Source organism: Arthrobacter sp. TmtSoilC77 (assembly GCF_059739415.1).
On the sequence record NZ_AP046050.1, the window covers coordinates 389,580 to 411,033 of the forward strand.

16 protein-coding genes, 3 tRNA genes and 1 riboswitch are annotated in these 21,454 nt (G+C 62.7%); of the genes, 10 read left to right on the forward strand and 9 right to left on the reverse strand.

Annotated features, from left to right (window positions below):
- Positions 1–67: 67 nt before the first annotated feature.
- From AC6I99_RS01920 to AC6I99_RS01935, 4 genes are all read right to left on the reverse strand, one after another.
- Complete coding sequence (locus AC6I99_RS01920; protein ID WP_497959996.1) at positions 68–4,972, reverse strand: NAD-glutamate dehydrogenase; 4,905 nt, start codon at positions 4,970–4,972, stop codon at positions 68–70.
- Between the two features lie 131 nt (positions 4,973–5,103).
- Positions 5,104–5,592 carry a hypothetical protein gene (locus AC6I99_RS01925; RefSeq protein WP_497943746.1) on the reverse strand — a complete coding sequence of 163 codons (489 nt, stop codon included), beginning with the start codon at positions 5,590–5,592 and terminating at the stop codon, positions 5,104–5,106.
- 56 nt (positions 5,593–5,648) lie between these two features.
- Positions 5,649–6,608 (reverse strand): formimidoylglutamase, encoded by a 960-nt coding sequence (gene hutG, locus AC6I99_RS01930; protein ID WP_497959998.1) that lies wholly within the window; start codon positions 6,606–6,608, stop codon positions 5,649–5,651.
- 73 nt (positions 6,609–6,681) lie between these two features.
- Entirely contained in the window at positions 6,682–8,124 is a 1,443-nt protein-coding gene (locus tag AC6I99_RS01935; RefSeq protein ID WP_224094928.1) for an NCS2 family permease, read from the reverse strand.
- 113 nt (positions 8,125–8,237) lie between these two features.
- Between AC6I99_RS01935 and AC6I99_RS01940 the strand changes: the two genes are divergently transcribed.
- The gene (locus AC6I99_RS01940; RefSeq protein ID WP_497960002.1) at positions 8,238–8,861 is read left to right on the forward strand and encodes a copper resistance CopC family protein; all 624 of its coding nucleotides are present in this window, start codon (positions 8,238–8,240) and stop codon (positions 8,859–8,861) included.
- A 173-nt stretch (positions 8,862–9,034) separates the two neighbouring features.
- A riboswitch (cyclic di-AMP (ydaO/yuaA leader) is annotated at positions 9,035–9,203 on the forward strand.
- 3 nt (positions 9,204–9,206) lie between these two features.
- A complete protein-coding gene (locus AC6I99_RS01945; RefSeq protein WP_224166154.1) occupies positions 9,207–9,974 on the forward strand; it encodes an NlpC/P60 family protein in 768 nt (255 codons plus the stop codon).
- Between the two features lie 182 nt (positions 9,975–10,156).
- Here AC6I99_RS01945 and AC6I99_RS01950 read toward each other — a convergent pair whose 3' ends face one another.
- On the reverse strand, positions 10,157–10,849 hold the full coding sequence (locus AC6I99_RS01950) for an NAD(P)/FAD-dependent oxidoreductase (protein ID WP_224094933.1): 693 nt from the start codon (positions 10,847–10,849) through the stop codon (positions 10,157–10,159).
- Between the two features lie 427 nt (positions 10,850–11,276).
- Here AC6I99_RS01950 and AC6I99_RS01955 point away from each other — a divergent pair, with 427 nt between their 5' ends.
- On the forward strand, positions 11,277–12,314 hold the full coding sequence (locus AC6I99_RS01955) for a universal stress protein (RefSeq protein ID WP_224094934.1): 1,038 nt from the start codon (positions 11,277–11,279) through the stop codon (positions 12,312–12,314).
- A 20-nt stretch (positions 12,315–12,334) separates the two neighbouring features.
- A complete protein-coding gene (locus AC6I99_RS01960) occupies positions 12,335–15,106 on the forward strand; it encodes a PEP/pyruvate-binding domain-containing protein (protein ID WP_497960005.1) in 2,772 nt (923 codons plus the stop codon).
- On the opposite strand, the gene AC6I99_RS01965 is transcribed toward AC6I99_RS01960, so the two are convergent.
- Both AC6I99_RS01965 and AC6I99_RS01970 read right to left on the reverse strand, forming a co-directional pair.
- Complete coding sequence (locus tag AC6I99_RS01965) at positions 15,103–16,023, reverse strand: cation diffusion facilitator family transporter (protein WP_224094936.1); 921 nt, start codon at positions 16,021–16,023, stop codon at positions 15,103–15,105. The two genes, AC6I99_RS01960 and AC6I99_RS01965, sit on opposite strands and share 4 nt — an antisense overlap.
- A 10-nt stretch (positions 16,024–16,033) precedes the next feature.
- Positions 16,034–16,558 carry a metallopeptidase family protein gene (locus AC6I99_RS01970; protein ID WP_497960006.1) on the reverse strand — a complete coding sequence of 175 codons (525 nt, stop codon included), beginning with the start codon at positions 16,556–16,558 and terminating at the stop codon, positions 16,034–16,036.
- Positions 16,559–16,715: 157 nt separating this feature from the next.
- Here AC6I99_RS01970 and AC6I99_RS01975 point away from each other — a divergent pair, with 157 nt between their 5' ends.
- Complete coding sequence (locus tag AC6I99_RS01975) at positions 16,716–17,639, forward strand: carbohydrate kinase family protein (RefSeq protein WP_497943739.1); 924 nt, start codon at positions 16,716–16,718, stop codon at positions 17,637–17,639.
- Here AC6I99_RS01975 and AC6I99_RS01980 read toward each other — a convergent pair whose 3' ends face one another.
- Positions 17,640–18,602: a DMT family transporter gene (locus AC6I99_RS01980; protein ID WP_497960007.1), complete on the reverse strand. Its 963-nt coding sequence runs from the start codon at positions 18,600–18,602 to the stop codon at positions 17,640–17,642.
- Between the two features lie 172 nt (positions 18,603–18,774).
- Between AC6I99_RS01980 and AC6I99_RS01985 the strand changes: the two genes are divergently transcribed.
- The 5 genes from AC6I99_RS01985 (at position 18,775) to AC6I99_RS02005 (ending at position 20,109) form a co-directional block, all read left to right on the forward strand.
- Positions 18,775–19,389 (forward strand): hypothetical protein, encoded by a 615-nt coding sequence (locus AC6I99_RS01985; protein ID WP_497960009.1) that lies wholly within the window; start codon positions 18,775–18,777, stop codon positions 19,387–19,389.
- The gene (locus AC6I99_RS01990) at positions 19,389–19,610 is read left to right on the forward strand and encodes a helix-turn-helix domain-containing protein (RefSeq protein ID WP_224094941.1); all 222 of its coding nucleotides are present in this window, start codon (positions 19,389–19,391) and stop codon (positions 19,608–19,610) included. The genes AC6I99_RS01985 and AC6I99_RS01990 overlap by 1 nt, the downstream gene beginning before the upstream one ends.
- A 143-nt stretch (positions 19,611–19,753) precedes the next feature.
- Positions 19,754–19,826, forward strand: a tRNA-Glu gene (locus tag AC6I99_RS01995).
- Positions 19,827–19,911: 85 nt separating this feature from the next.
- Positions 19,912–19,985: transfer RNA gene (locus AC6I99_RS02000), tRNA-Asp, on the forward strand.
- A 48-nt stretch (positions 19,986–20,033) separates the two neighbouring features.
- Positions 20,034–20,109 (forward strand) — tRNA-Phe (locus AC6I99_RS02005).
- A 148-nt stretch (positions 20,110–20,257) separates the two neighbouring features.
- Here the strand turns inward: AC6I99_RS02005 and AC6I99_RS02010 are convergent.
- Positions 20,258–21,388, reverse strand: a complete 1,131-nt coding sequence (locus AC6I99_RS02010) for an IS1249 family transposase (RefSeq protein WP_497943933.1) — start codon at positions 21,386–21,388, stop codon at positions 20,258–20,260.
- Positions 21,389–21,454: the final 66 nt, after the last annotated feature.

Sequence of the window (21,454 nt, forward strand, 5' to 3'; positions counted from 1 at the left end):
ACCCGTCAATCATAGGACGTTTGAGCCTAAATTTGTAAGATGACCGGCAGTATTGGTGACCGACGCCTCATCTCCGGACCATGGCGCGAAGCAGCTTTACCGCGACGGAGAGCGCTGCAATGTCCACGGGACCGGGCTTGATGGCCTCCTTGATGGTCTCCTGGACGCGTGCCAGTTGTTCGATGTTTCCACGTTCCCAGTCCATGATTCGCTCCACTGGGTCTGACGTCGTGGGAGTCGCCGCACCAGAGATCCGGGGCGTGTGCCGCACTACCGCTTTGGTCATGTCCGCGAGCACCAGGTACATGTCGTCACGAAGGGCAGCCCGTGCAAGCGACTCCCAGTGAGTGTCCCGGGGAAGCATGGTGATGTGCTGCAGGAGGGGGATGGCCGAGATCCTTTCGAAGACGGCGAAGTACACCTCAGCCACGGCGTCAACGGGTTCCTGGAGTTCCTCGGCGATCGCGGAAATATCCAGCAAGCCGTAACTGACCAGCAGTTCCGAAGCCCGGACACCCAAAGCGAGGGGAATGCCCACTGAATCGGTGTAGGCCAGGCGCTCCTGCGAGTAGGCGAGGTTGATCCCATGAAGGAAGCTCGTGAAGTTCGCCCGCATCAAGGACATGGGCTGCTCGAGCCGGGCGAAGGCATCGGCAATGGGCTTGTCGCGGAAATCGTGGGTCACGTACCAGCGGACGGACCGGTCCAGCAACCGCCGCATGTCCAGGGCAACGGCTGCTCCATGCTCGCGGGGAGTGCTCGGCGGCAATTGGGCGATGGCGCCTGTGACGGCGTCAAAGTCCCAGATTTGCCGCATCACTACGAACGCCCGGGCCACCGCGGAGGCAGAAACCGTGGTTTCCTCCATCGCGCGGAAGGCGAACGCTATGCCGCCCATGTTGATCATGTCGTTGGCCACTACCGTGGCCACGATTTCCCGGCGCAGGGGATGCGTGGAGAGGTGTTCGCCGAACCGCTCTGAGACTTGCTTGGGGAAATAGCCGCGAAGGGTTTGAGAAAACCAAGGATCATCGGACAAACCGCCCTCTGTGAGTTCGCGGGCGAGTTCGATCTTGGCGTAGGCGGCCAAAACGGCGAGTTCCGGAGTGGTTAGTCCCTTGCCCGTGAGCACCCGTGCCTGAAGTTCGGCGTTGCTGGGAAGATATTCGAGTTCCCTGTCCAGATCTGTGACTGACTCGAGCCAATCCATGGTCCGTTCAAAGCTGGGGCTCCATTCCAGCGCCAATTGCTTGTCATTGAGGAGCAGGACGTTCTGGTCATCGTTGGTTTTCAGGACGAGCCGTCCAACCTCGTCTTGGAGCGAGTGCAGGAATCCGGTTCTCTCTGCCACAGACATCCTGCCTGCGGAGATCATCCGGTCAAGGAAGATCTTGATATTCACTTCATGGTCCGAACAATCCACGCCAGCTGAATTATCGATTGCATCGGTATTGACCAGGACGCCTGCCAAAGCTGCTTCGATCCGGCCGCGCTGGGTTACTCCAAGATTGCCGCCCTCGGCAATGATGTGCGCGCGCAGATCCCCGGCATTGACCCGGATGGCGTCGTTTGATTTATCTCCCACATCGGCATTGGACTCGGTGGATGCCTTGATATAGGTACCGATTCCGCCGTTGTAAAGGAGGTCCACAGGGGCAGTGAGGACTGCACGGAGAAGCTCAGGCGGGCTCATCGCCAGCTGGCCATTCGCATCCGTGCCTTCAGCCAACCCCAGGGCGAGCCGGACTTGTTCCGTGATCAGGATGGATTTTTCCGTCCGGGCAAAGATTCCGCCGCCCTCGCTCAGCTTGGTGCGGTCATAATCGGCCCAGGAGGAACGTGGCAGTTTGAAGAGCCGTTCCCGCTCGGCGTAGGAGACCTCGGGGTCCGGCGTAGGGTCAAGGAAAATGTGCCGGTGATCAAAGGCGGCTACGAGCTTGATGTGGTGGGAGAGGAGCATGCCGTTGCCAAAGACGTCCCCGCTCATGTCTCCGATGCCAACCACCGTGAAATCCTCGGCACGGCAATCCACCAGGAGTTCACTGAAATGGTGCCGCACGGATTCCCAGGCGCCCCGGGCCGTGATCCCCATCTGCTTGTGGTCATAACCCACTGACCCTCCGGAAGCGAAGGCGTCACCCAACCAGAAGCCGTACTCCCCGGCAACGGCGTTGGCAATGTCGGAGAAGGTTGCTGTTCCCTTGTCAGCGGCCACAACGAGGTAGTAGTCGTCGCCATCGTGCCGCACCACCCGCGGTGGCGCGAGTACGCGGCCGCTGCGTCCGCCGTCGGGATCCGGCACCAGGTTGTCGGTGATATCCAGCAACCCGCGGATGAATGTCCGGTAGCTTTCCTGACCTTCCGCGAGCCAGGCAGCACGGTCCTCTGCCGGGTCCGGGAGCCGTTTGGGGAAGAACCCGCCTTTGGCGCCGGTGGGAACAATCACGGCATTCTTGACCGTCTGGGCTTTGACGAGCCCCAGGATTTCCGTCCGGAAGTCTTCCCTCCTGTCCGACCACCGAAGGCCACCGCGGGCTATCGGACCGAAACGCAGATGGACGCCTTCAACGCGCGGCGAATAGACCCAGATCTCGAATTTCGGGCGGGGCGCAGGGGCAGCCGGGATGCTGGCGGGGTTGAGCTTGAAGCTGATGAAGGGCTTGTTGAGATAGAAGTTCGTGCGGAGCGTGGCATCCACCAGGCTCGCCAGGGAACGCAGCAACCTGTCGGCGTCCAGGACAGGGACGGCGTCGATTGCTTCCATCAGTTTCGTCCGCGCTCCATGAACGGCCTGGGTCCTGTGGCTGAGTTCGCTGCTTCCCTCTTCGAACAGATCGCCCCTGGCCGGCTTTGGCTCGCCATGTCCGGAATTGAGGAGTTCCGGTTCAAACAAGTCCGGAGCGAAGCGGTCAGGATTGAATTTTGCCTCGAACAATTCAAGCAAGGCATGCGTGGCCAGGGCGTTCCCGCGGAGTGTGTCAGCGATGAAGCCATAGGAGTTGGTGCTCCCGAGTTGGCGGAGGTACTTGGCATACGCGCGCAGGATGGCAACCCGCCGCCAGTCGATACCCTCCTTGATGACCAACGCGTCCAAAGCGTCTGACTCGGCGTCACCGCGCATCGCGGCACAGAACGCACCGGCCAGCAGATCGCCCGTGCCTACAGGGTCAAGCCCGCGCGGATACTTCAGGCCGAGGTCGTAAAGGAAGAACTGCCGCCCGTCGGCACGGTGAACGTCGAAAGGCCGCTGGTCCAGGACCTTCAAGCCCAGGTTATGGAAGAAAGGAAGGATCTCGGTCAGGCTCTGCGGGCGCGTTAAGTAGAGCCGGATCCGGGCATCCTCACTGAGGACTGCCGTACCGGGACGTTGGTAAACGGTGAGGAGGGGATCTGCTTCGTCCACAGATCCCGGCTCTGCCGGAAAACTTTCGAACCTGGCAATGTCCTCAACTGCGTCCTCCACCTCATAATCGGCCTTGTAGCTGGCCGGAAACGCGGCTGCCCACTGCCTGGACAACCTGGCTGCCTCTTCCCGCGGATACCTCGTTTGGAGGGCCTCGTCCAGGCCTTGCGCCCAGGACCTCGTAGCGGCGATGATCCGCTGCTCGAGCGCTGCCGCGTCCACCACCGCCGGAGCACCTTCGTGCCGTGAAGGGTCCTGTGGCAAAAGGATCCGGAAGAATACGCGAGCCATGGCGGATTCGCCCAACCGAAGTTCGAACTCTATGGAATCCGAGCCAAATGCCTCGCGCAACTCGCGCTCGATGTTGAGCCTGACGGCCGTGCTGTACCTGTACCTGGGGAGGAAAACCAGTGCTGTCATGAACCGGCCGAAGGAGTCAGGACGAAGAAAGAGCCGGGTGTTATGGCGTTCCTGGAGCCGGAGGATCTCGCGCGCACGGATGGCCAGCTGCCCGGCATCAACATGGAACAGTTCGTCCCGCGGATACGCCTCCAACACCGCAAGGAGCTCCTTGGCATGATGTGACGACGCCGGGTAGCCGAAGGCCCGCAGCACTTCCTGCACTGTGTCCCGGATGACCGGGATCTGCTGGGCCGGGCGGGCTGTTGAACTAGGGGAGAAGAGGCCAACAAAAGTGCACGCGCTGGTGTTGGTGCCGTTCCCGTCCGCTGTGGCAATGCTGATCTCGTCAAGGTAGGCACGGCGAAGAACCGTTGAGCGAAGCGTGGATTTGGTGAGTGTAAGCACCTGGCCGGAAACCTCGCCCGGCGCCGCAGGACCGGCCGCATCACGGAGGAGTCCGAGCCCGCGGCGCCCGCGGAATCCCAGGAACACAAAGTTCCCGTCGTCCAGCCACCGCAGCAGCTCCTGCGCTTCACCCGCCGTCCGGTCTTTTGCCGCAGACCCCTCCAGTGCACCGATTTCGTGCAGCAGTTCCTCGTGGATGGCATCAGCGTCCTCGGCTGCGGCCCGGACATCACCCAGGACCTTGTTCAACCTGCCCACCAGCAGCTCCGCGCTCGAGTTGTCCGGAATCCGGGGGATCTCGATCGCTATCCACGCCTCCGTGAGCCGTCCGCCGTCGTTCCCGTCCGTCGAAGGTGCCGGCGTCGCCCGCGCATGATCTTCGGAACGTTCGACGCCGGTGGGCAGCCCCGCGCGGTGGGGTCCCCTGTGGATATCGATCAGGCGGTGGGTGGCGGGGTCCCGCGTGACGCTGAAAGTCGGGTGGACCAGAAGCCGGATGGAAGCGGTGTCGCGAGAGATCTCGGCCGTGACGGAGGGAAGGAGATAGGGCATGTCGTCCGTGACGATTGCCACCAGGCTGGTATCTGTTTCGTTCAGGACCCCGATGACTGCTTGTCCAGTCTCACGGCGTTCTGCCAACGAGCGGTGATAGCGGGCCCGTTCCAACAAAGTTTCAGGTGTGTAGCTGCGGACGTCGTCGTCCGTGACGTGCTCGTAGTAGTCGGTCAGGAATCCGTCCGCCGGCTCCGTAATTGGTGCCATGTCGCTGCGCCTCCGCTGCGCAAAGGAGCGGCCGTGCTGCTGCGGTCGGCAAAGTCCATGCGCCTCATTTCATGATCGCTTAAATCCCGCGAGATGACAGTTGATGACAGTGTTTGGGCAAGACATTGGCATTAACTGCCATCTCGCGGAGGCCCGGCTACCGAAAAGCTGCGGAACGTTGCCCTTGGTCTGGCCAGCCTCGAAACGCCCGCGGCCACCACGAGGGTGAGAATGGCGGCAGCTGCGTGGGTGTAGAGCATCAGGTCAGCAGCATGCAGTTCCCCTGAAGCCGGCTGACTATCGGCAGGAACCGCCACGGGCTGCTGGGGCTGCCCGTGCAGATGGTCAAGGAACCCGACCCCGGAAAATGAACCCCCCAAAGCCTCGAAACCGAAGAACAGCAACTGCTGTGCCACGCCGGACAGCAGCAGCAACAAGATGGGCCCATGGATCCAGCGGGCAACCAGCTGCGCGGCCAAGGCAGAGAGGGCAACGAAGCCCAGAAGAACGGGCATCGCCGGGGCGCCCCCACCGGAAACGACGTGTGCGGCAAGGCCCAAAGCGACCGCAACGGGTCCTGCCACCCAGGCCCACTTGTCCTGCACAGGAGTTGCGCCCATCGCCGTCCTTCCCTTCCCCTCAGGCTAAACGCAGGACAGGGACCGGGAACAGGCCTCTATGCCAACAGCGTGTTTACCAGCCTTGCTGCCACTTTCGCGGTTCGTCCATCAATATCGAACTCCGGGTTCAATTCGGCAACGTCCAGGTGCAACAGCGTCCCGCTTGCCGCTACCTGACGGCAAACGGCACTGATCACGGACAGCGGCACCCCAAACGCGGCGGGGGCACTGACGCCGGGCGCCACCGAAGCAGGCAGGACGTCCAGGTCGATCGTCAAGTACAGCACATCGATTCCAGCCACGAAATCGGCTACGAACGTCTCGACGCGCTCCGCGGAACAGTCCTCGTCCAGCAAGTACTTCACGCCCAGGCGGTCAGCGGTGTCAAAGAGCGTCCGCGTGTTGTTGGGCTCCGAGATTCCGACGACGGCGTACCTCAGTTCGCGTCCAGCGGCGGTTTCCTCCTGCGCCATCTGCAGGAATGGAGTCCCGGAGCTCGGGGTCGGCTCGTCGCGCAGGTCAAAGTGGGCATCCAGGTTCAAGACACCCAAGCGCTTTCCACTGCGCACGGCATTGGATCCGGCAACGCCCAGGTAGCTGGCAAATGCCGTCTCGTGGCCGCCGCCCAGCATCACGGTGAGGTTTCCGGCGTCGAGCAGTTCCGAGACGGCGCGTCCGGCGCGCTGCTGGCCTTCTTCCAGTGAGTCGTCCTCCACAACCACGTCACCGGCGTCGAACACGTCACGGTCCAGGTGGAAAGCCAGCGGAGCCAGCGCCGAGCGGATGGCGGCCGGAGCCGCGGAGGCACCCACACGGCCCTTGTTGCGCCGCACTCCGGCGTCGCTGCAGAAACCCAGCACGACGGCGGGACGCGAGGCGCCGGGAATGGCCGGGGACGTAAGGGGTTGGATGGCCTGCCACCAGCGGCGATGTTCGTCGCCGTCGCCGTCAAAGCGGCCGGTCCATGGTGCGGGAAGGACGTCTACGGAAGGGTTGGTGCTGGTGTTTGGAGCCATGCTTTAAGCACACCCCACCAGCGGGCCAAAAAACAGCTACAGCGCGCTGCAGTGTCCGGGATGCCGGACATCGCTACTTGACGCCCAACAACTCCTCCACAGTTCCAATGCCAAAGAACAGCAGGAACGCAGCCGCCACTGCCCACATCAGGGGGTGGACTTCACGGGCACGGCCCTGGAAAGTGCGGATCAGGACGTAGGAGATGAAGCCGGCGCCCAGGCCGTTGGCAATCGAGTACGTGAATGGCATCAGGGCGATAGTCAGGAAGGCGGGAATGCCAACGCCCCAGTCCTGCCAGTCGATCTTCCCAACCTGGGACACCATCATGAAGCCCACCACCACAAGCGCAGGAGCCACGGCTTCGAACGGGACCAGGTTGATGAGCGGCGTGAAGAACATGGCCACCAGGAAGAGCAGGCCCGTGACAATGGAGGCGAGACCGGTGCGGGCGCCCTCGCCAATGCCCGCGCCCGATTCAACGAAGATCTGGTTGGACGAAACGGAGGCACCGCCGCCGACGATTGCGCCCAGGGCATCAACCTGCAGGACGCGGTCCACATTGGGAATGTTGCCGTGTTCGTCCACGGTTCCTGCCTCGTTGGCCAGGCCCACCATAGTGCCCATGGCGTCGAAGAAGATGCTAAGGAGGATCACGAACGCCAACAGCGCAGCAGCCACAAAACCGAGGTGTTCGAAGGCTCCGAAGGGGTTGGCTTTGCCGATCAGGGAGAGGTCAGGGGCGCCCCATTCGGAAAGCGTCGGTGCCACAAGTGACCAGCCACGGGGGTTGACGTTCTTACCGTCGAAGCTGGGACCAATGTGAAGCGTGAATTCGAGGATGGCGGCCAGAGCGGTGGACACCACGATGCCGATCAGGATTGCCCCGCGGACCTTTCGCACCACCAACGCAATGGTCAGGACCAGGCCGACAGCGAACACCAACGTCGGCCAGCCCATCAGCTTGCCATCCACGCCAAGGCCCAGCGGGACCGTGGTGCCGGCGGCATCCGGGATGCGTCGGACAAAACCAGCGTTGACCAGCCCGATCAAGGCGATGAACAGGCCAATGCCCACCACGATTGCCGTCTTGAGCGCTTCCGGGACGGCCCTGAAAACGGCGGTGCGGAATCCGGTGAGTACCAGGATGAGCATGGTGACACCCGAAAGCACCACCAGCCCCATCATGTCCGGCCAGGTCAGTTCCGGGTGGGAGGCAACCGTCACGGCGACGAATGCGTTCACTCCCAGGCCCGTTGCCACCGCGAAGGGGTGCTTCGCCCAGGCGCCCATGAGGATCGTGAGGATGCCCGCAACGAAGGCAGTGGTTGCCGCTACGGCCGTGAAGCCGAGCGATGCTCCGCTCGAGTCTGCCCCGGAGAGGATCAGCGGGTTCAGCACCACGATGTAGCTCATGGCGAAGAAGGTCGCGAAGCCGCCGCGGATTTCCCGCGAGTATGTGGACCCGCGCTCGGAGATCTTGAAGTAGCGGTCGATTGCAGAACCTTGTTTAAGCATGAAGGTCTCCGGGGATCGGGGGAGTTTGCTCTCAAATCCTATGCCCGCCAATGTGGGGTACTGGAACGATTCGCCTAGTCTGTAAGGAAGCCAACACTAGGAGAAACCGCCCCATGCGTACCATCCGCCCGCTTCTGGCCGCCGTCGTAGCCGCTCTTGCTTTCGCTTCCGCGTTGCTGCTTGGAGCTGCTCCGGCCTCCGCGCACGACGTCGCCGAATCAACAACTCCGGCCAACGGTGCCAGGGTGGCTGAAGCGCCGGCGTCGGTATCCATCACGTTCAACAACCAGCCACTGGCCATCGGTTCCGGGGTGACCGTCACCGCCGGGGGCGAAAACTGGGCAGATGGCGCAGTGGAAATCATCGACAACATGGCTGTCCAGAAGCTGCGTCAGGGCGCTCCAGCCGGCGAATACACCGTGGTGTGGCGTGTGGTCAGTTCAGACTCCCACCCGATCGAGGGAACCTTCAAGTTCACAGTTTCCGGGACAAGCACGACGACGGCGAGCGGCTCGGCAGGTGCCTCCGCCCCGGCTTCGGCGGCTGTTCCGACGGCGGGCACAGCGGCCCCCGGTACGGAAAATACTGAGCCGGCTCCGGCAGCTTCCCAGCCCTTCCCCTGGAGCATCGTTGGCCTCGCTGTGGTGGCGATCGGTCTGGTGATCTTCCTCGCTGTTACAGCCCGGAAGAAGCTGGCGGCCCCCAACGACCCGGATGGCGAAAATTCCCCGGAATAGCGGGGTTTTCTACATACTTGCGAAGATCTCGAAACGGTTACTGCGACACGCCAAAAACGAACTGCTCGTTACGTAAATGTGACTTTGGGGTGATCTTCCCGTACGGTTGTACCTGTGCCTGTTCCACGTAACAGGCATTCCGGTCTGATTGCCTAGCTCTGCCGCAGTCCGGAATCCGTTCGCAGACAAACCTACGGCAGAGACGGGGAACCCATTTTGGCCCACTTTCAGAGCGCGCCTTGGGGTGAAGTCACGAAGCTTCCGCTGCACAGCGGGGGATAGTGGCCGGGTGACTCCCATCCGAATCCGACAGCTAACCTCGCAGGCATCGGGAGAGGCTCTTTCATGTCTTCACGCATTCTTCGCGGCCGTCGTAAGGCGGACAGCGTACGTCCTAATCCGTTCATCTCCATCTCCAAGGCTGTTGCCAGCAACGCATCCGGCGCAGGTCGCCAAGCCGCTGTCATCGCAGCAGCTTCAGGCCTGGTCCTGACGGGCTCCATCGCTGCCCACGCAGCAGAGACCCCTGTTCAGCGCGACTCCAGCCCCGCTACTGTCGCCGAAACCGTCACCGAGGGTCCCACCAAGGTTGTTACGGCCGCATCGACGGCCACCATCAACTTCGAGCGCCCCGCGGTTGCTTCCGTAGCGGCTCCCGTCATTGAAAAGCCGGCTCCTGTTGCTCCGGCTCCGGCGGCCAAGAAGGCGCCCGCAACGGCTACCGTCCAGGCCGCTGCAACCACTACGGCTACCGCCCCTGTGGCATCCGCGCCTGCTGCAGCTCCGGCTGTTGGTGGCATCAACGCTGCCATGGTCGCCTCGGCTTACGCCCAGATCGGCATCATGCAGGATTGCACCGCGATGGTGGAGCGGGCCCTCGGCTCTGCCGGCATCCCGGTTGGCGACCTCGCACCCATGCAGTTCCTGAACTACGGCAAAGTTGTCAGCGACCCCCAGCCCGGTGACATGATCGTCCAGTCCGGCCACGTAGCCATCTACATCGGCAACGGCCAGGCTATCAGCGGTGGCATCAACGGCAACCAGACGGGCATCCACCCGATCAGCTGGCTCACCGCAACCGGCCCCATCACGTACGTACGCGCTGGCGCCTAAGCTTCACGCTCCAACTCAAAGGCCGGTGCTTTCGAGGACAAATGTCTTCGGAGGCGCCGGCCTTTTGGGTTAATTTTTGTTCTTTTTAGGAACATTCTTTGGTTGGCTCGATCGTTTCAAGGCCAGGGTTCTCTGCCAGGTATCTACGCGCAGGGTTCCAGGTAAAGGCTCCAGGCAGGTTTCTACGCGAGGGCGATGCCCGGCCCGGCGGGGAGGGCCACCTTGGATGAGATCGCTTGCCCCACTGCCTTGGCTTGCCGTAGTACTTCCTTGGGCGTGGGTGTAATAAGTTCCCCAACGCCCACCAAGTGCATCCCGACTGCACGCATGGCTGCCACGAAGTTCTGGCCTATGGCGATTCCCAGATCGGCAAGCATTCGGCGCAGCTGGCTCTGGGCGCAGCGCGTCACCACGATGTGGTCTGCCAGGAGAACCCCGCTGGCTGTATGCACGGCCCATTGACGTGGGGTGGATTCAAGGGGGCCATAGACGCTCATCCCAGCCCTCAGACTGCCCGTGGTCAGGCTGGCGACAGGTCCGTATCCAAGCTGCAACGACGAGTCGCCACCCAGGAAGTCCAGCCGGACAGCGCGTGTGGTGGTGCGGACATCCAAGTGATGGCTGGCGGCGTAGTTGCGCAAATGGCGCAGGATCTCGTTGCGCTCCTGCATTGCCGCGGGGTCTGCTGCGTCGCAGCGCTGGAGCATTCCCGTGTGGACCGCTGGTCCGGTGGTCGATAAAGAACCAAAGCCATCCAGCACGATGGAACCGACGCCGTAGCGGCTGAGCTCGCTGGCAACAGCCAGGCCGGAGAGGCCGGTGCCGATCACCACGGTGGTAGTCCGTTCCGTGACGGAATCAGGAGTGAGTGACACTGCTTGGGTTCCTCCTTGACGTGTGTGCCTTCGGCAGCGCGCTGGATCGCGTCCGAGTTCCCCAAGCGGCCGCAAATAAATGGCCGGGTTGTGTCCTGGGACACCTTTGCCGGCCATTCGGTGACTCGAACACTACCGAACTTTTTCTGCCATGGATAGCCTCGGCGACAGCGTGTTTTGGATGTTCATCCGCAGCGCAACCCGGCGCGTGGTGAGCGTGCCGGAAACCGAGCCCGGACCGTTATCCACATAGCCCAAAGTCGCCTTGATTCGGCATTGCCAACCGAGAATAGTGGGCATTGGAAGGAGAACCCCGAGGGTTTCTTCGGCCCCGGCTATTGGTTGCGCGCCAGCAAGGGATCACCGGTAGGGAGAACCTCTGGCAGAATGGCCGGAACATCAAGCAGTAGGTGGAGAGGCGGGCCCCATGGACCAGCACGGCAGACACATTGAAGAACCACGGGACGGCGGGGACCAGGCTGTGGCGCCTGGTGGAATCGTCGTCGGAGTGGACGGTTCCGAGCATGGTCAATGCGCCCTTGTATGGGCTGCGCGTGAGGCGGAACGGCGCCAACTTCCCCTGCATATAGTCACGGCTTATTCGGTGCCCATCTTCGCAGCGTCCGGCCTCGACGGCGGATACGCTACCGTGGACGATTCCGTGATCCGCGAGGGCGCGGAAGCAATCGTCAAGCAAGCCATGGATAAGGTCTCAAGCTACAACATTGACGTCGATGCGTCAGTGGAGAATGGTGATGCTGCGGGTGTCCTCCTTGACCTCTCTGCGAACGCTGCACTCCTCGTGTTTGGCAGCCGTGGCCGTGGTGGCTTTGTCGGGCGTCTCCTGGGCTCGGTCAGCAGCGCCTTGCCGGCCCACGCAAAATGCCCCACCGTAACGGTCCCGCTGTATTGCGCCGATCGTTTGGGTGAGAACACCGAGGACAAGCACATCAAGGCTGAGCACGCCAAGGCCGGGCCGCGAACGGTGGAAAACGTCGTCGCCGTGGGTGTGGACGGTTCGGAGCAGGCCCGCGTCGCCGTTCTCGAGGCAGCCGAACAAGCCCAGCGGATGGGGGCCAAACTCCGCGTCATCTGCGCAGTCCCGCAGTACAGCGGCTCCTTGGCCTGGGTGCCGGCACCGTTGGATCGCGATGCCCTGTTCGCGGATATCAAAGTCCAATTGGATGCAGGCGTCGCCTGGCTCCGCAGCCACTTCCCGCAGCTGCCCGTGGAAACGGACCTTAGGGACGGCTCACCAGTGGACGTGTTGGTTGAGGCCAGCCGGGGAGTGGAGTTGGTTGTCCTGGGTACGCGGGGCCGGGGTGGTTTCGCAGGCATGCTCCTTGGTTCCACCTCTGATGGCGTGCTCCATCACGCCAAGGGGCCGGTCCTCGTTGTTCCGGACCGCGAGGATCCGCGGCTGGCAGACCGGCCCAAATTCGGACCCATGCTCGGCGCGGCTTAGGGCCATGGCGCGAACCGTCCATGGATAACCAGCAGCCCGGGAAGCATAGGCAGGAAGACAGCGCGGGCCCGGATGTAAACGGGCAAGTCTTCATTCGGGATATTGCGGACATCCGGGCGGACATGCTCCCCGAGGTAGGCGGCAAGGCCGCCAATCTCGGCGAGCTGAATGCCGCCCGCCTTCCTGTGCCGCCGGGCTTTTGCCTTACAACGTCGGCCTACCGGTACGCCCTTTCCGCGATTGGAATGGAGGAGATCTTTGCACTTCTACAGGACGCCGGAGCTTCTGACCTTGACGAACTGAATAGGCTCGCCGCCCGGGCAAGATCCTTGGTGCTCGACGCCGGAGTTCCCACCGACGTCGCTGAGTCGGTACGGACGGCGTACCAGAGGTTGGGAGAGGCCGCCCCCGTCGCAGAGAGGTCCTCAGCCACGGCCGAGGACTTGCCCTTCGCGAGTTTCGCCGGGCAGCAGGACACTTTCCTGAACGTAGTGGGAGCAGACGCAGTTCTGGACGCCGTAAGCCGCTGTTGGGCATCCCTCTGGACGGACCGGGCAGTGAGCTACCGGACAACCAACGGTATTGACCATGCCACGGTGACGCTGGCCGTCGTTGTCCAGGAGATGGTGGATTCCGCGACGGCCGGTGTGATGTTCACGGCCAACCCGGTGACGGGTCGGCGCCGTGAAGCTGTGATCGATGCCAGCCCTGGTCTGGGAGAAGCCGTAGTGTCAGGCGCCGTTAATCCCGATCAGTACGTAGTTGATATGCAGACCAACTCCATCCTGAAGCGGTCGCTGGGTGACCGGCAGGTAGAGATCAGATCGCTTGCCGGCGGTGGCACCGAACGAATTGAGCGGGCCGGTCAGGCCGCGGCAACCGAGAATCACGCCGTGCAGCCGTGCCTCAGCGATGACCAGATCCACGCGCTGGCCGAGTTGGGAAGGCGCGTCGAGGCCCACTATGGAGCCCCGCAGGATACAGAATGGGCGATCGATTCGTCCGGGAAACTCTGGCTCACGCAGGCAAGGCCCATTACTACCCTCTATCCGCTGACCTCGCGGGTGCCGGCGACTCCCGGTGAGCACGCGTTCCTGAACTTCAGCCTCGCCCAAGGACTCACCAGGCCTCTGACGCCCATGGGCATGGCGGGTATCCGCCTGATAGCTTCCAGCGTTGCCCGCAGGGCGGCTTTCGATGTCCCCGATCCACGCTCGGGACCATCGCCCTACTATGAGGCCGGGCAGAGGATCTTCTTCGACTTCACATCCGTGCTGCGCAGCAAGGTGGGCCGGGCCATTGTGCCGCGCATCTTTGACATCATGGAGGCCCGTTCCGCGGCGGTGATTCGCGGCCTCTTCGATGACCCGCGGTTCGCCGTCACCATCAAAACTCCGATAAGACTCATCAGGCACGTTGCGCCTGTTGCTGCTAAATACCGTGTCCCTGAGTCGGTAGTCCGGGCTCTTTTCCGTCCCGACGCCGCCATGAAGCGCCAAGAGCAGCTTGAGGCAGAGCTCCATCAGGCCCTCCGGGTGCCGGAGGGCGTCACCGCCCACCAGCGAATTGCCCACGTGCAGCGAATCCTGGGGGAGGAAGTATTCGCAACGGTTCCACAAGTGCTGCCCCTTCCCGTTCTGGGCTTTGCGATGCTTGGACTCGTCCGGAAGGTGTTGGGCGGGCAAGCCTCCTGGGACCAGCTCCAAACAGTCATCCGCGGGCTACCCAACAATGTCACCACCGAGATGGACCTTGCGCTGTGGCAGCTTGCGAAGGAGATCAGGGAAGATCCGGAGGCCTTGGCCTTCCTGAGTTACCCCACACTCGACGAACTCGTTCAGCAGTACAAGGACAGAGCACTACCAGCAGTTGCGCAATCCGGGCTTGAAGCTTTCCTCCGCACCTACGGGCACAGGGCTGTGGCTGAGATCGATCTCGGCATGCCCCGATGGTCGGACGACCCAACCCACATACTCGGCGTCGTGGTCAACTATCTGCGGCTCGAGCGCACGGCGGACGCACCCGACCAGCAGTTCGGGAAAGCTGCCCGGGAGGCAGATGAACAGGTTGCCAGATTGGTTGCGCGGGCAAGGGCCAAGAGTCCGCTCCATGCCAAGCTGGTCCGTGCGGCGTTGGACCGTACGCGCAGGTTTGCCGGGATGAGGGAGCTGCCCAAATACAACCTCGTCCTCGGCTTGGCTTCGGCAAGGGAACAACTCTCGCTGGTCGGAGCAGAACTGGCAGAGGCGGGGCGGATTGAAAGCGCGGAGGATATCTTCTTCCTGGACCTCAACGAAGTAGAGACTGCCCTGGCTGGCAGCAAGCTCCACCAACTCGTGGCAGATCGCCGCGCAGAATACGCGCAGGAACTGAGGCGTCGGCATATTCCGCGGGTACTGCTCTCAGACGGGACAGAACCTGAAGCCACTGCCGCAGCTGGCGGAACCCCGGCTTCTCCCGGAGCGCTCTCCGGCAGTCCGGCGTCGGCGGGCGTCATCACAGCCCCGGCGCGGGTCATCCTGGACCCGGTTGGCGCTCATCTGGAACCTGGGGAAATCCTCGTGGCGCCCTCCACCGACCCCGGCTGGACACCCTTGTTCCTCACCGCCGGCGGCCTAGTTATGGAAATGGGCGGTCCCAACTCCCACGGCGCCGTGGTGGCCCGCGAATACGGCATACCTGCGGTGGTGGGCGTGCCCGACGCGACCCTGCGGATCAGCTCAGGCCAGATCATCACGGTGGATGGAGCAGCAGGAACGGTAACTGCGACACCCGGTGACGCGCCCGGCTAGGCGTGCTGGTGTGACTCGTGCTCGGAGTGGCTGACAGGTTCCAGCTGGAAGGTACAGTGCTCGGTGTCGAAATGGCGCCCCAAGCAGGATCCAAGCTGGTCCAGGATGCTGTCTGCCCCGCTGGCGTTAAGGACCTCGTCTTCCACAACAACATGGGCGGAGAACACGGGCACCCCGGATGTGATGGTCCAGATGTGGATGTCGTGGGCCTCCACTACGCCGTCCACGGCAAGGATGTGCTCGCGGATCATGTTCACGTCCACGCCCTTGGGGGTAGCTTCCAGAAGTACGTCCACAACGTCGCGGAGCAGGTGCCAGGCGCGGGGGATGATCATGAGGGCGATCAGGACAGAAGCAATGGGGTCAGCGGCAGTGAAGCCCGTGGTCATGATGACGATGGCCGCCGCGATAACGGCAATCGATCCGAGAAGATCGCCAAGGACCTCAAGATAGGCTCCCCGGACGTTGAGGCTTTCCTTTTGGGCCCCCTGCAGGATCATCAGGGAAATGAGGTTGGCCAGGGCGCCCAGGATCGCGGCCCACAGCATGACGTCCGTGTGGATTTCCGGCGACTCCCCAAAGCGCCGGATGGCCTCGATCATGATGACGACTGCGATGACGATGAGTACAAGGGCGTTGGCCAAGGCCGCCAGCACCTCGGCCCGTTGATATCCGTAAGTCCGTTGATCGCTCGCCGGGCGGGTAGCGATCCACGCCGCCATCAATGCGATGAACACGCCTGCGGCGTCGGACAGCATGTGGCCTGCATCGGCCAGCAGCGCAAGCGAGCCAGAGATGAGCGCGCCAACCACCTGGATGCCCACCACACCCAAGGTGATGGCCAGGACTGCAATAAGCCGTTTGCGATGCTTGCCGGTTGCGGTTACTCCGTGGGAGTGGTTGTGATCGTGCCCCATGCTTACAAGGCTAGCCCCAGCCGAGCTCATGCAGGCGGTCGTCGTCAATTCCGAAGTGGTGGGCGATCTCGTGGATCACCGTCACGGCCACTTCGTCGATGACTTCCTCGCGGGTGGAGCAGATGTCCAGGATGGGCTGGCGAAAAATAGTGATCCGATCCGGCAGGGAGCCCGCTTCCCACCAGGAGTCGCGTTCGGTCAACGGCACGCCCTCGTATAAACCAAGTAGTACGGTGTCCGGATCTTCATCCGGGCGTGGTGTGTAGTCGTCCTCGATGAAGATTGCCACGTTGTCCATGGCGCTTGCAGCTTTGGGTGGGATCAGCTGCAAGGCGTCGCTCACAGCTTCTTCGAACTCCTCCGGCGACATTTCGAACGGCGCGGCAGGGATATCCGCGTGAACTCCGGCTAATCCAGCGCCCTCGGTGGGGGCATGCTCGATCGGGCTATGCACTGCTTTCCGCTCCGGAAGCGGCGAGGAGGGGAGATCGCCGTCGGGAACGATGGGCAGGCCGGGAGGGAGATTCGCGGACATGATCCGACTCTAGTCCCAACAAGGAACATTGACGCCCTGGAGCTGGTACGCGCTGGTGCACCGTCCCCAGGTCATGCTGAACTGTTCGAATGCGAGCTCGTCGAACGGCAATCCGTAGGCCAGCCCCGCATCTCACCAACGAACGAACAGGAACCGCATGACCGCCACGCCTACCTCCGCACCTGAGCCCCTCGACGTCGTCGTGGTAGGTGAGGCGCTCATCGACATCGTGGAGTCGCCCGAGGGGCAGATCGAGTATCCCGGAGGCTCGCCGGCCAACGTTGCTTATGGGCTCGGCCGCCTGGATGTAAAGGCTGGCCTGCTGACCGCCATCGGACGGGACCAGCGGGGCGACGCCATTGCCTCGCACCTTCAGGGCGCGGGCGTGGTACTGCTGCCCGGATCAAAGTCCTTGGGCAAGACGGCGACGGCGACCGCCCGGATCGATGCCGACGGTTCGGCCGAGTACACGTTCGAAATTGATTGGGCACTTGCTCCGCTCGCGCTGCCGTATGCACCAAGAATCCTGCACACGGGTTCGATCGCCACGTTCCTTGAACCTGGGGCCAGCGTTGTCCGGAGCCTTCTGGAGCAGGCGCAGGGCGGCTGCATGATCACCTACGATCCCAACATCCGTGCTGACCTCCTTGGCAGCCACCACGAAGCACTTTCCTTGTTCGAAGAATTGGTGCCATTGACGGACGTCGTGAAAATGAGCGCCCACGACGCCCGTTGGCTGTACCCGGGCAAGGATTTGGAGGACACCGCGAGTCACCTCCTGGACCTTGGCACTGTACTTGCGGTAGTGACCCGGGGCTCCAGCGGTTCGCTCATGGCCACCCGGCACATGCAACTCACAGTTCCCGCCATTCCATCGAACGTGGCCGACACCATCGGCGCCGGGGATTCATATATGTCGGCGCTGATTATGGGCCTGCTCCTGCGTGGCAGCGACGGTCTGGCGCCTACGGTCCTGGAGCGGATCGGAACCACGGCATCCATGGCAGCGTCTATTACCGTTGGCCGTCCGGGCGCCAATCCGCCCACGCACCGGGAGCTCCTTGCGGGTATGGCCCGCTAGTCACTTTGCCGTTCGCCGGGCAGCCATTGCCGTTCGTCGGGTCAGGCCCACGCCGATCAAGCACACCACGCCACCGATCAGTCCCCAGATGGTTGGGACTTCCTGAAGCACAGCCCAAGAGATGAGGATGGTGGTGCCGGGGACCAGGTACGTCGTGGCGGCGAGTTTTCCGGCCGAGATCAAGGACAGCGCGTACGCCCATGTGGTGAAGGCGATGGCCGTCGGGAAGATGCCCAGGTAGACCAAGCCGAGTGTGGCCGGCAGCGGCGCCGACTGGACCTCGCTGATCAGTTGGCCCGTCCACGGCAGGCAGCACACGGTGCCTACCATGATGCCGAACCAGGTGGCCTGGCCGGCTGTGAATTTCCGGAGCACCGGCTTCTGCAGGATCGCGCTGACGGAGGCGAGTACGGCGGCAAGCAAGCACAACAACACCCCGGCGACATCCGCCGTCGAACGCTGTCCCGAACCGAGGGCGATCATCGCCACGCCACCGAACGCAACGGCGCTCCCGATCAGAAGCCACCGTGGGAAGCCTTCCTTGAGGACTACTCCGGCGAGGATTGCAATGAGGATCGGCGAGACGTTGATCAGCATGGCGCTGGTACCGGCGTCGAGCATGTGCTCCGCAGCGTTCAGCGCCACGTTGTAACCGCCGAACCACATCACCCCGTACGCCATGATGGGCAACCATTCCTTGCCCCGTGGCCAGACTTTCAGGGTGGGCAGCACCACGATTCCAAGAACGACGGCGGCAACCGCCAACCGTCCGAGCGTCAAGGAACCGGGGGAGAAGCTCGGGCCCACAGCGCGGATGCCGACGAACGCTGAAGCCCAAAGGACTACGGTGACGACGACGGCGGCGATGCCAAGTTTGCTGATGGGAGCTGCAGGCGCGGGGGTGTTGCGCGGTTGCATGCCCGGGGACGGCTGGCCGGGTTCGGCCGGGGTGGTGGTTGTCATAGAGCCAATCTAGTGCCGGGGAGGTTGGCGGGGCTGGCGGTTTTCGGACGCGTCACGGCAAGAAACTGCCAATTTTTGACGCCGCGTGGTTGCGGGGTTAGCTTATCGATGTTCGATATTAACGAATTTCGATAACCATTGGGGGGAAGCTGTGGGTTCAAAAAGAAGGATCGTGGATTCGCTGGCGCGCGTGAGTGTGCTGTCAAGAGTGGATTCGGCCGTACTCATTGTCGTCTCGGTGGCGGTGGCCATTGCCGCTTCGCTTTCAACAGTCTCGACGATCATCAGTAATGGCGACGGAGAGGTGGTCCTGCGGCTGCCCCTTGACCCTTCCACCCGGGAGTCGGAAGCGCTGGATCTCGGTGCCGTAGCCCGCGTCTCGGAAGTGCAGGCAACCCTCCCCGCCCTTCCTGAATATGAGGCTTCACTCCTGGGTTGGTCGGCAGCCATGAGTCTGGTGGCCGTCCTCTGCGTCGTTTCCCTCCTGGTCCTGCTGGCCTATCGGCTTACGAGCAGGGTGCTGTTCGGCCTGCGCACTGCCGTCATCGTTGGGTCCGTCGGCATGCTCCTGGCAATCTCGGGAAGCGCCGCCCAGATTCTGGATTCCACCGCTAAGAGTCGGCTGGCCGAACAGCTTGGAGCCATGCCGGCGAGGGTCGGGGAAACGTTGGTCTACATTTCCGGGTTCGACCCGGCACCTTTGGTGGCTGGCGGGGTGCTTGTGTTGCTGGGGGGCGTGTTCCAATTCGGGCGACGCCTACAGAGCGACACCGAAGGCCTTGTCTGATGCCAGCCGAAGAGACGATCGCCATCCACTGCAGGCTGGATGAGTTGCTGGAGCTCCGCGGCATGACGCTGACGGAGCTCAGCCGTCGAGTTGGGGTGAGCCTCGTCAACCTGTCCGTTCTCAAAAATGACCGGGCGAAGGCCATTCGATTCTCCACGCTGACAGCCATCTGCGAGGCGCTTGATTGCCAGGTCGGTGACCTCCTTGAGCACGTCCCGTAGTCGCTATTGCATAGTCGCGCAGACCTCGATTTGGGAATATCGCCATCTATGCTCTAAAGTTTTAGAGTCCAGTTCGGACGGGTGAGAACCGAAAAGAACGCATAAAGTGTTGTTTTTCCTCGCATAATCCGAATTGAGTTCAGGCCCCCATCGTCTAGCGGCCTAGGACACCGCCCTTTCACGGCGGCGGCACGGGTTCGAATCCCGTTGGGGGTACGCAAGGCAAGTGGTAAATCGGATGAAAAAAGTCTGGTAAGCTAGAAGCCTTGAAAAAAACGCGGTAGAGATACTGCAAACGCAAGGCCCTGTAGCGCAGTTGGTTAGCGCGCCGCCCTGTCACGGCGGAGGTCGCGGGTTCAAGTCCCGTCAGGGTCGCTCTGAGCGCCGGAAGTAATTTCGGTTCTCAAGGTGACTTGTCACCTAGGCTCTGTAGCTCAGTTGGTAGAGCGTTCGACTGAAAATCGAAAGGTCACCGGATCGACGCCGGTCGGAGCCACCAGCGAAAACCCCGTCTTTCCCAGCAATAAAGGGAAATGGCGGGGTTTTTCTTTACGTCCTCCATGCTCCCCGGAAATGGGTTTCTGCAGACCGGGCCCATCGCGAGGATCAGGGGTTATAGGACAAAACGTGTGTAAATCCCGGGTGTGTCATGTGCGTCCGGCCCAGCCTTTGCGGTCCCAGAGGCCTTCCTCGGCGCTGAGTCCGGTGCTGTAGAGCTCGGGCCCGGGTTCCTGCTCGATCGGGGTCCTGGTTTCGGTCTTGGCCGGGTGGTGGTGCTGGGCTTTGATGAGTTTCGCCGGTGGCAGGGGCTGTTCGCTGTGGAGGTAGAGGTACCACTCGATCGCCCGTTTGCGGTGCTCTTCGCTCATGCCCCGGTGGGCCCGCAGCAGTAACCGGAGTTGGGCGTTGGTGCCGCCTTCAATGCGGTTGGTGGTCGAGGCGATCTGGAGGCCGGCGAACTCGGCGCGCAGGTAGGTGAAAAGTGTCCCGGCCTGGCTGAGCCGTTCCAACAGCCGGTAGGCCTTACGGAGCCTGTCGTGGGTGTACCACCAGGTTTGATTCGCCCTGACCCACCCGGGCACAACGGCGCTGCCGTTGCGATAGGTGCGGGCTTTGACCAGGTTCCCGTAGCTCTGGTGCCAGTCATGGAGCCCGCCCAGCCACGCGGCGGCTTCGGCCGCGGTGGTGATCCTCGTTAGGGCGCGCCCGAGCCGCAGCAACGCCTTGCCCGCCTCAGTCCTGGGCCGGCCGGTCAGGTAGGTGCGGACGTTGCGTTGGACGTGGACCAGGCACCGCTGAACCGCGGTCTCACTCCAGCACTCGGACAGGGCCGCTGCGATGCCGGAGCCACCATCGGTGACCACGACGGTGGGGGCGGGGAACCGTGCGAGCAGGGCAGCCCACGCGGCCTTCTTCTCGGTATCGCACCACTGCCAACCCAGCACGTAATCCCCGGCCACAGCGATCAAACAGCACCACGAGCCCACATAAATCCCGTCGACCTGGACCTGGTCATGGACCTCGCCCGTGGCCGGAATCTTCGGGGCGATGTTCCAGCACCACCCTGTTCGGCGCCGGAAGGAACGGGCGGTGCCGAACGAGGTTGCCGCGGACTGGTTTGACGTGCCCAGCAGCCAGCCCAGGAACGCATCCAATTCAGCCCGGCGGCTCACATCGGGACGTTCACCCGAGCGGCTCGCCCCGCACTCCAGGCACCGGTACCGCTGCTTCCCGGCAGCTGTTTTCCCGTTCCGAACCAGCCCGCGACCACAAATCAAACACTCCGGAGATATGCAAGCACCCCAGCCACCCTAAGCTTCAAAAGCTTAGCTAACCCGGATTTC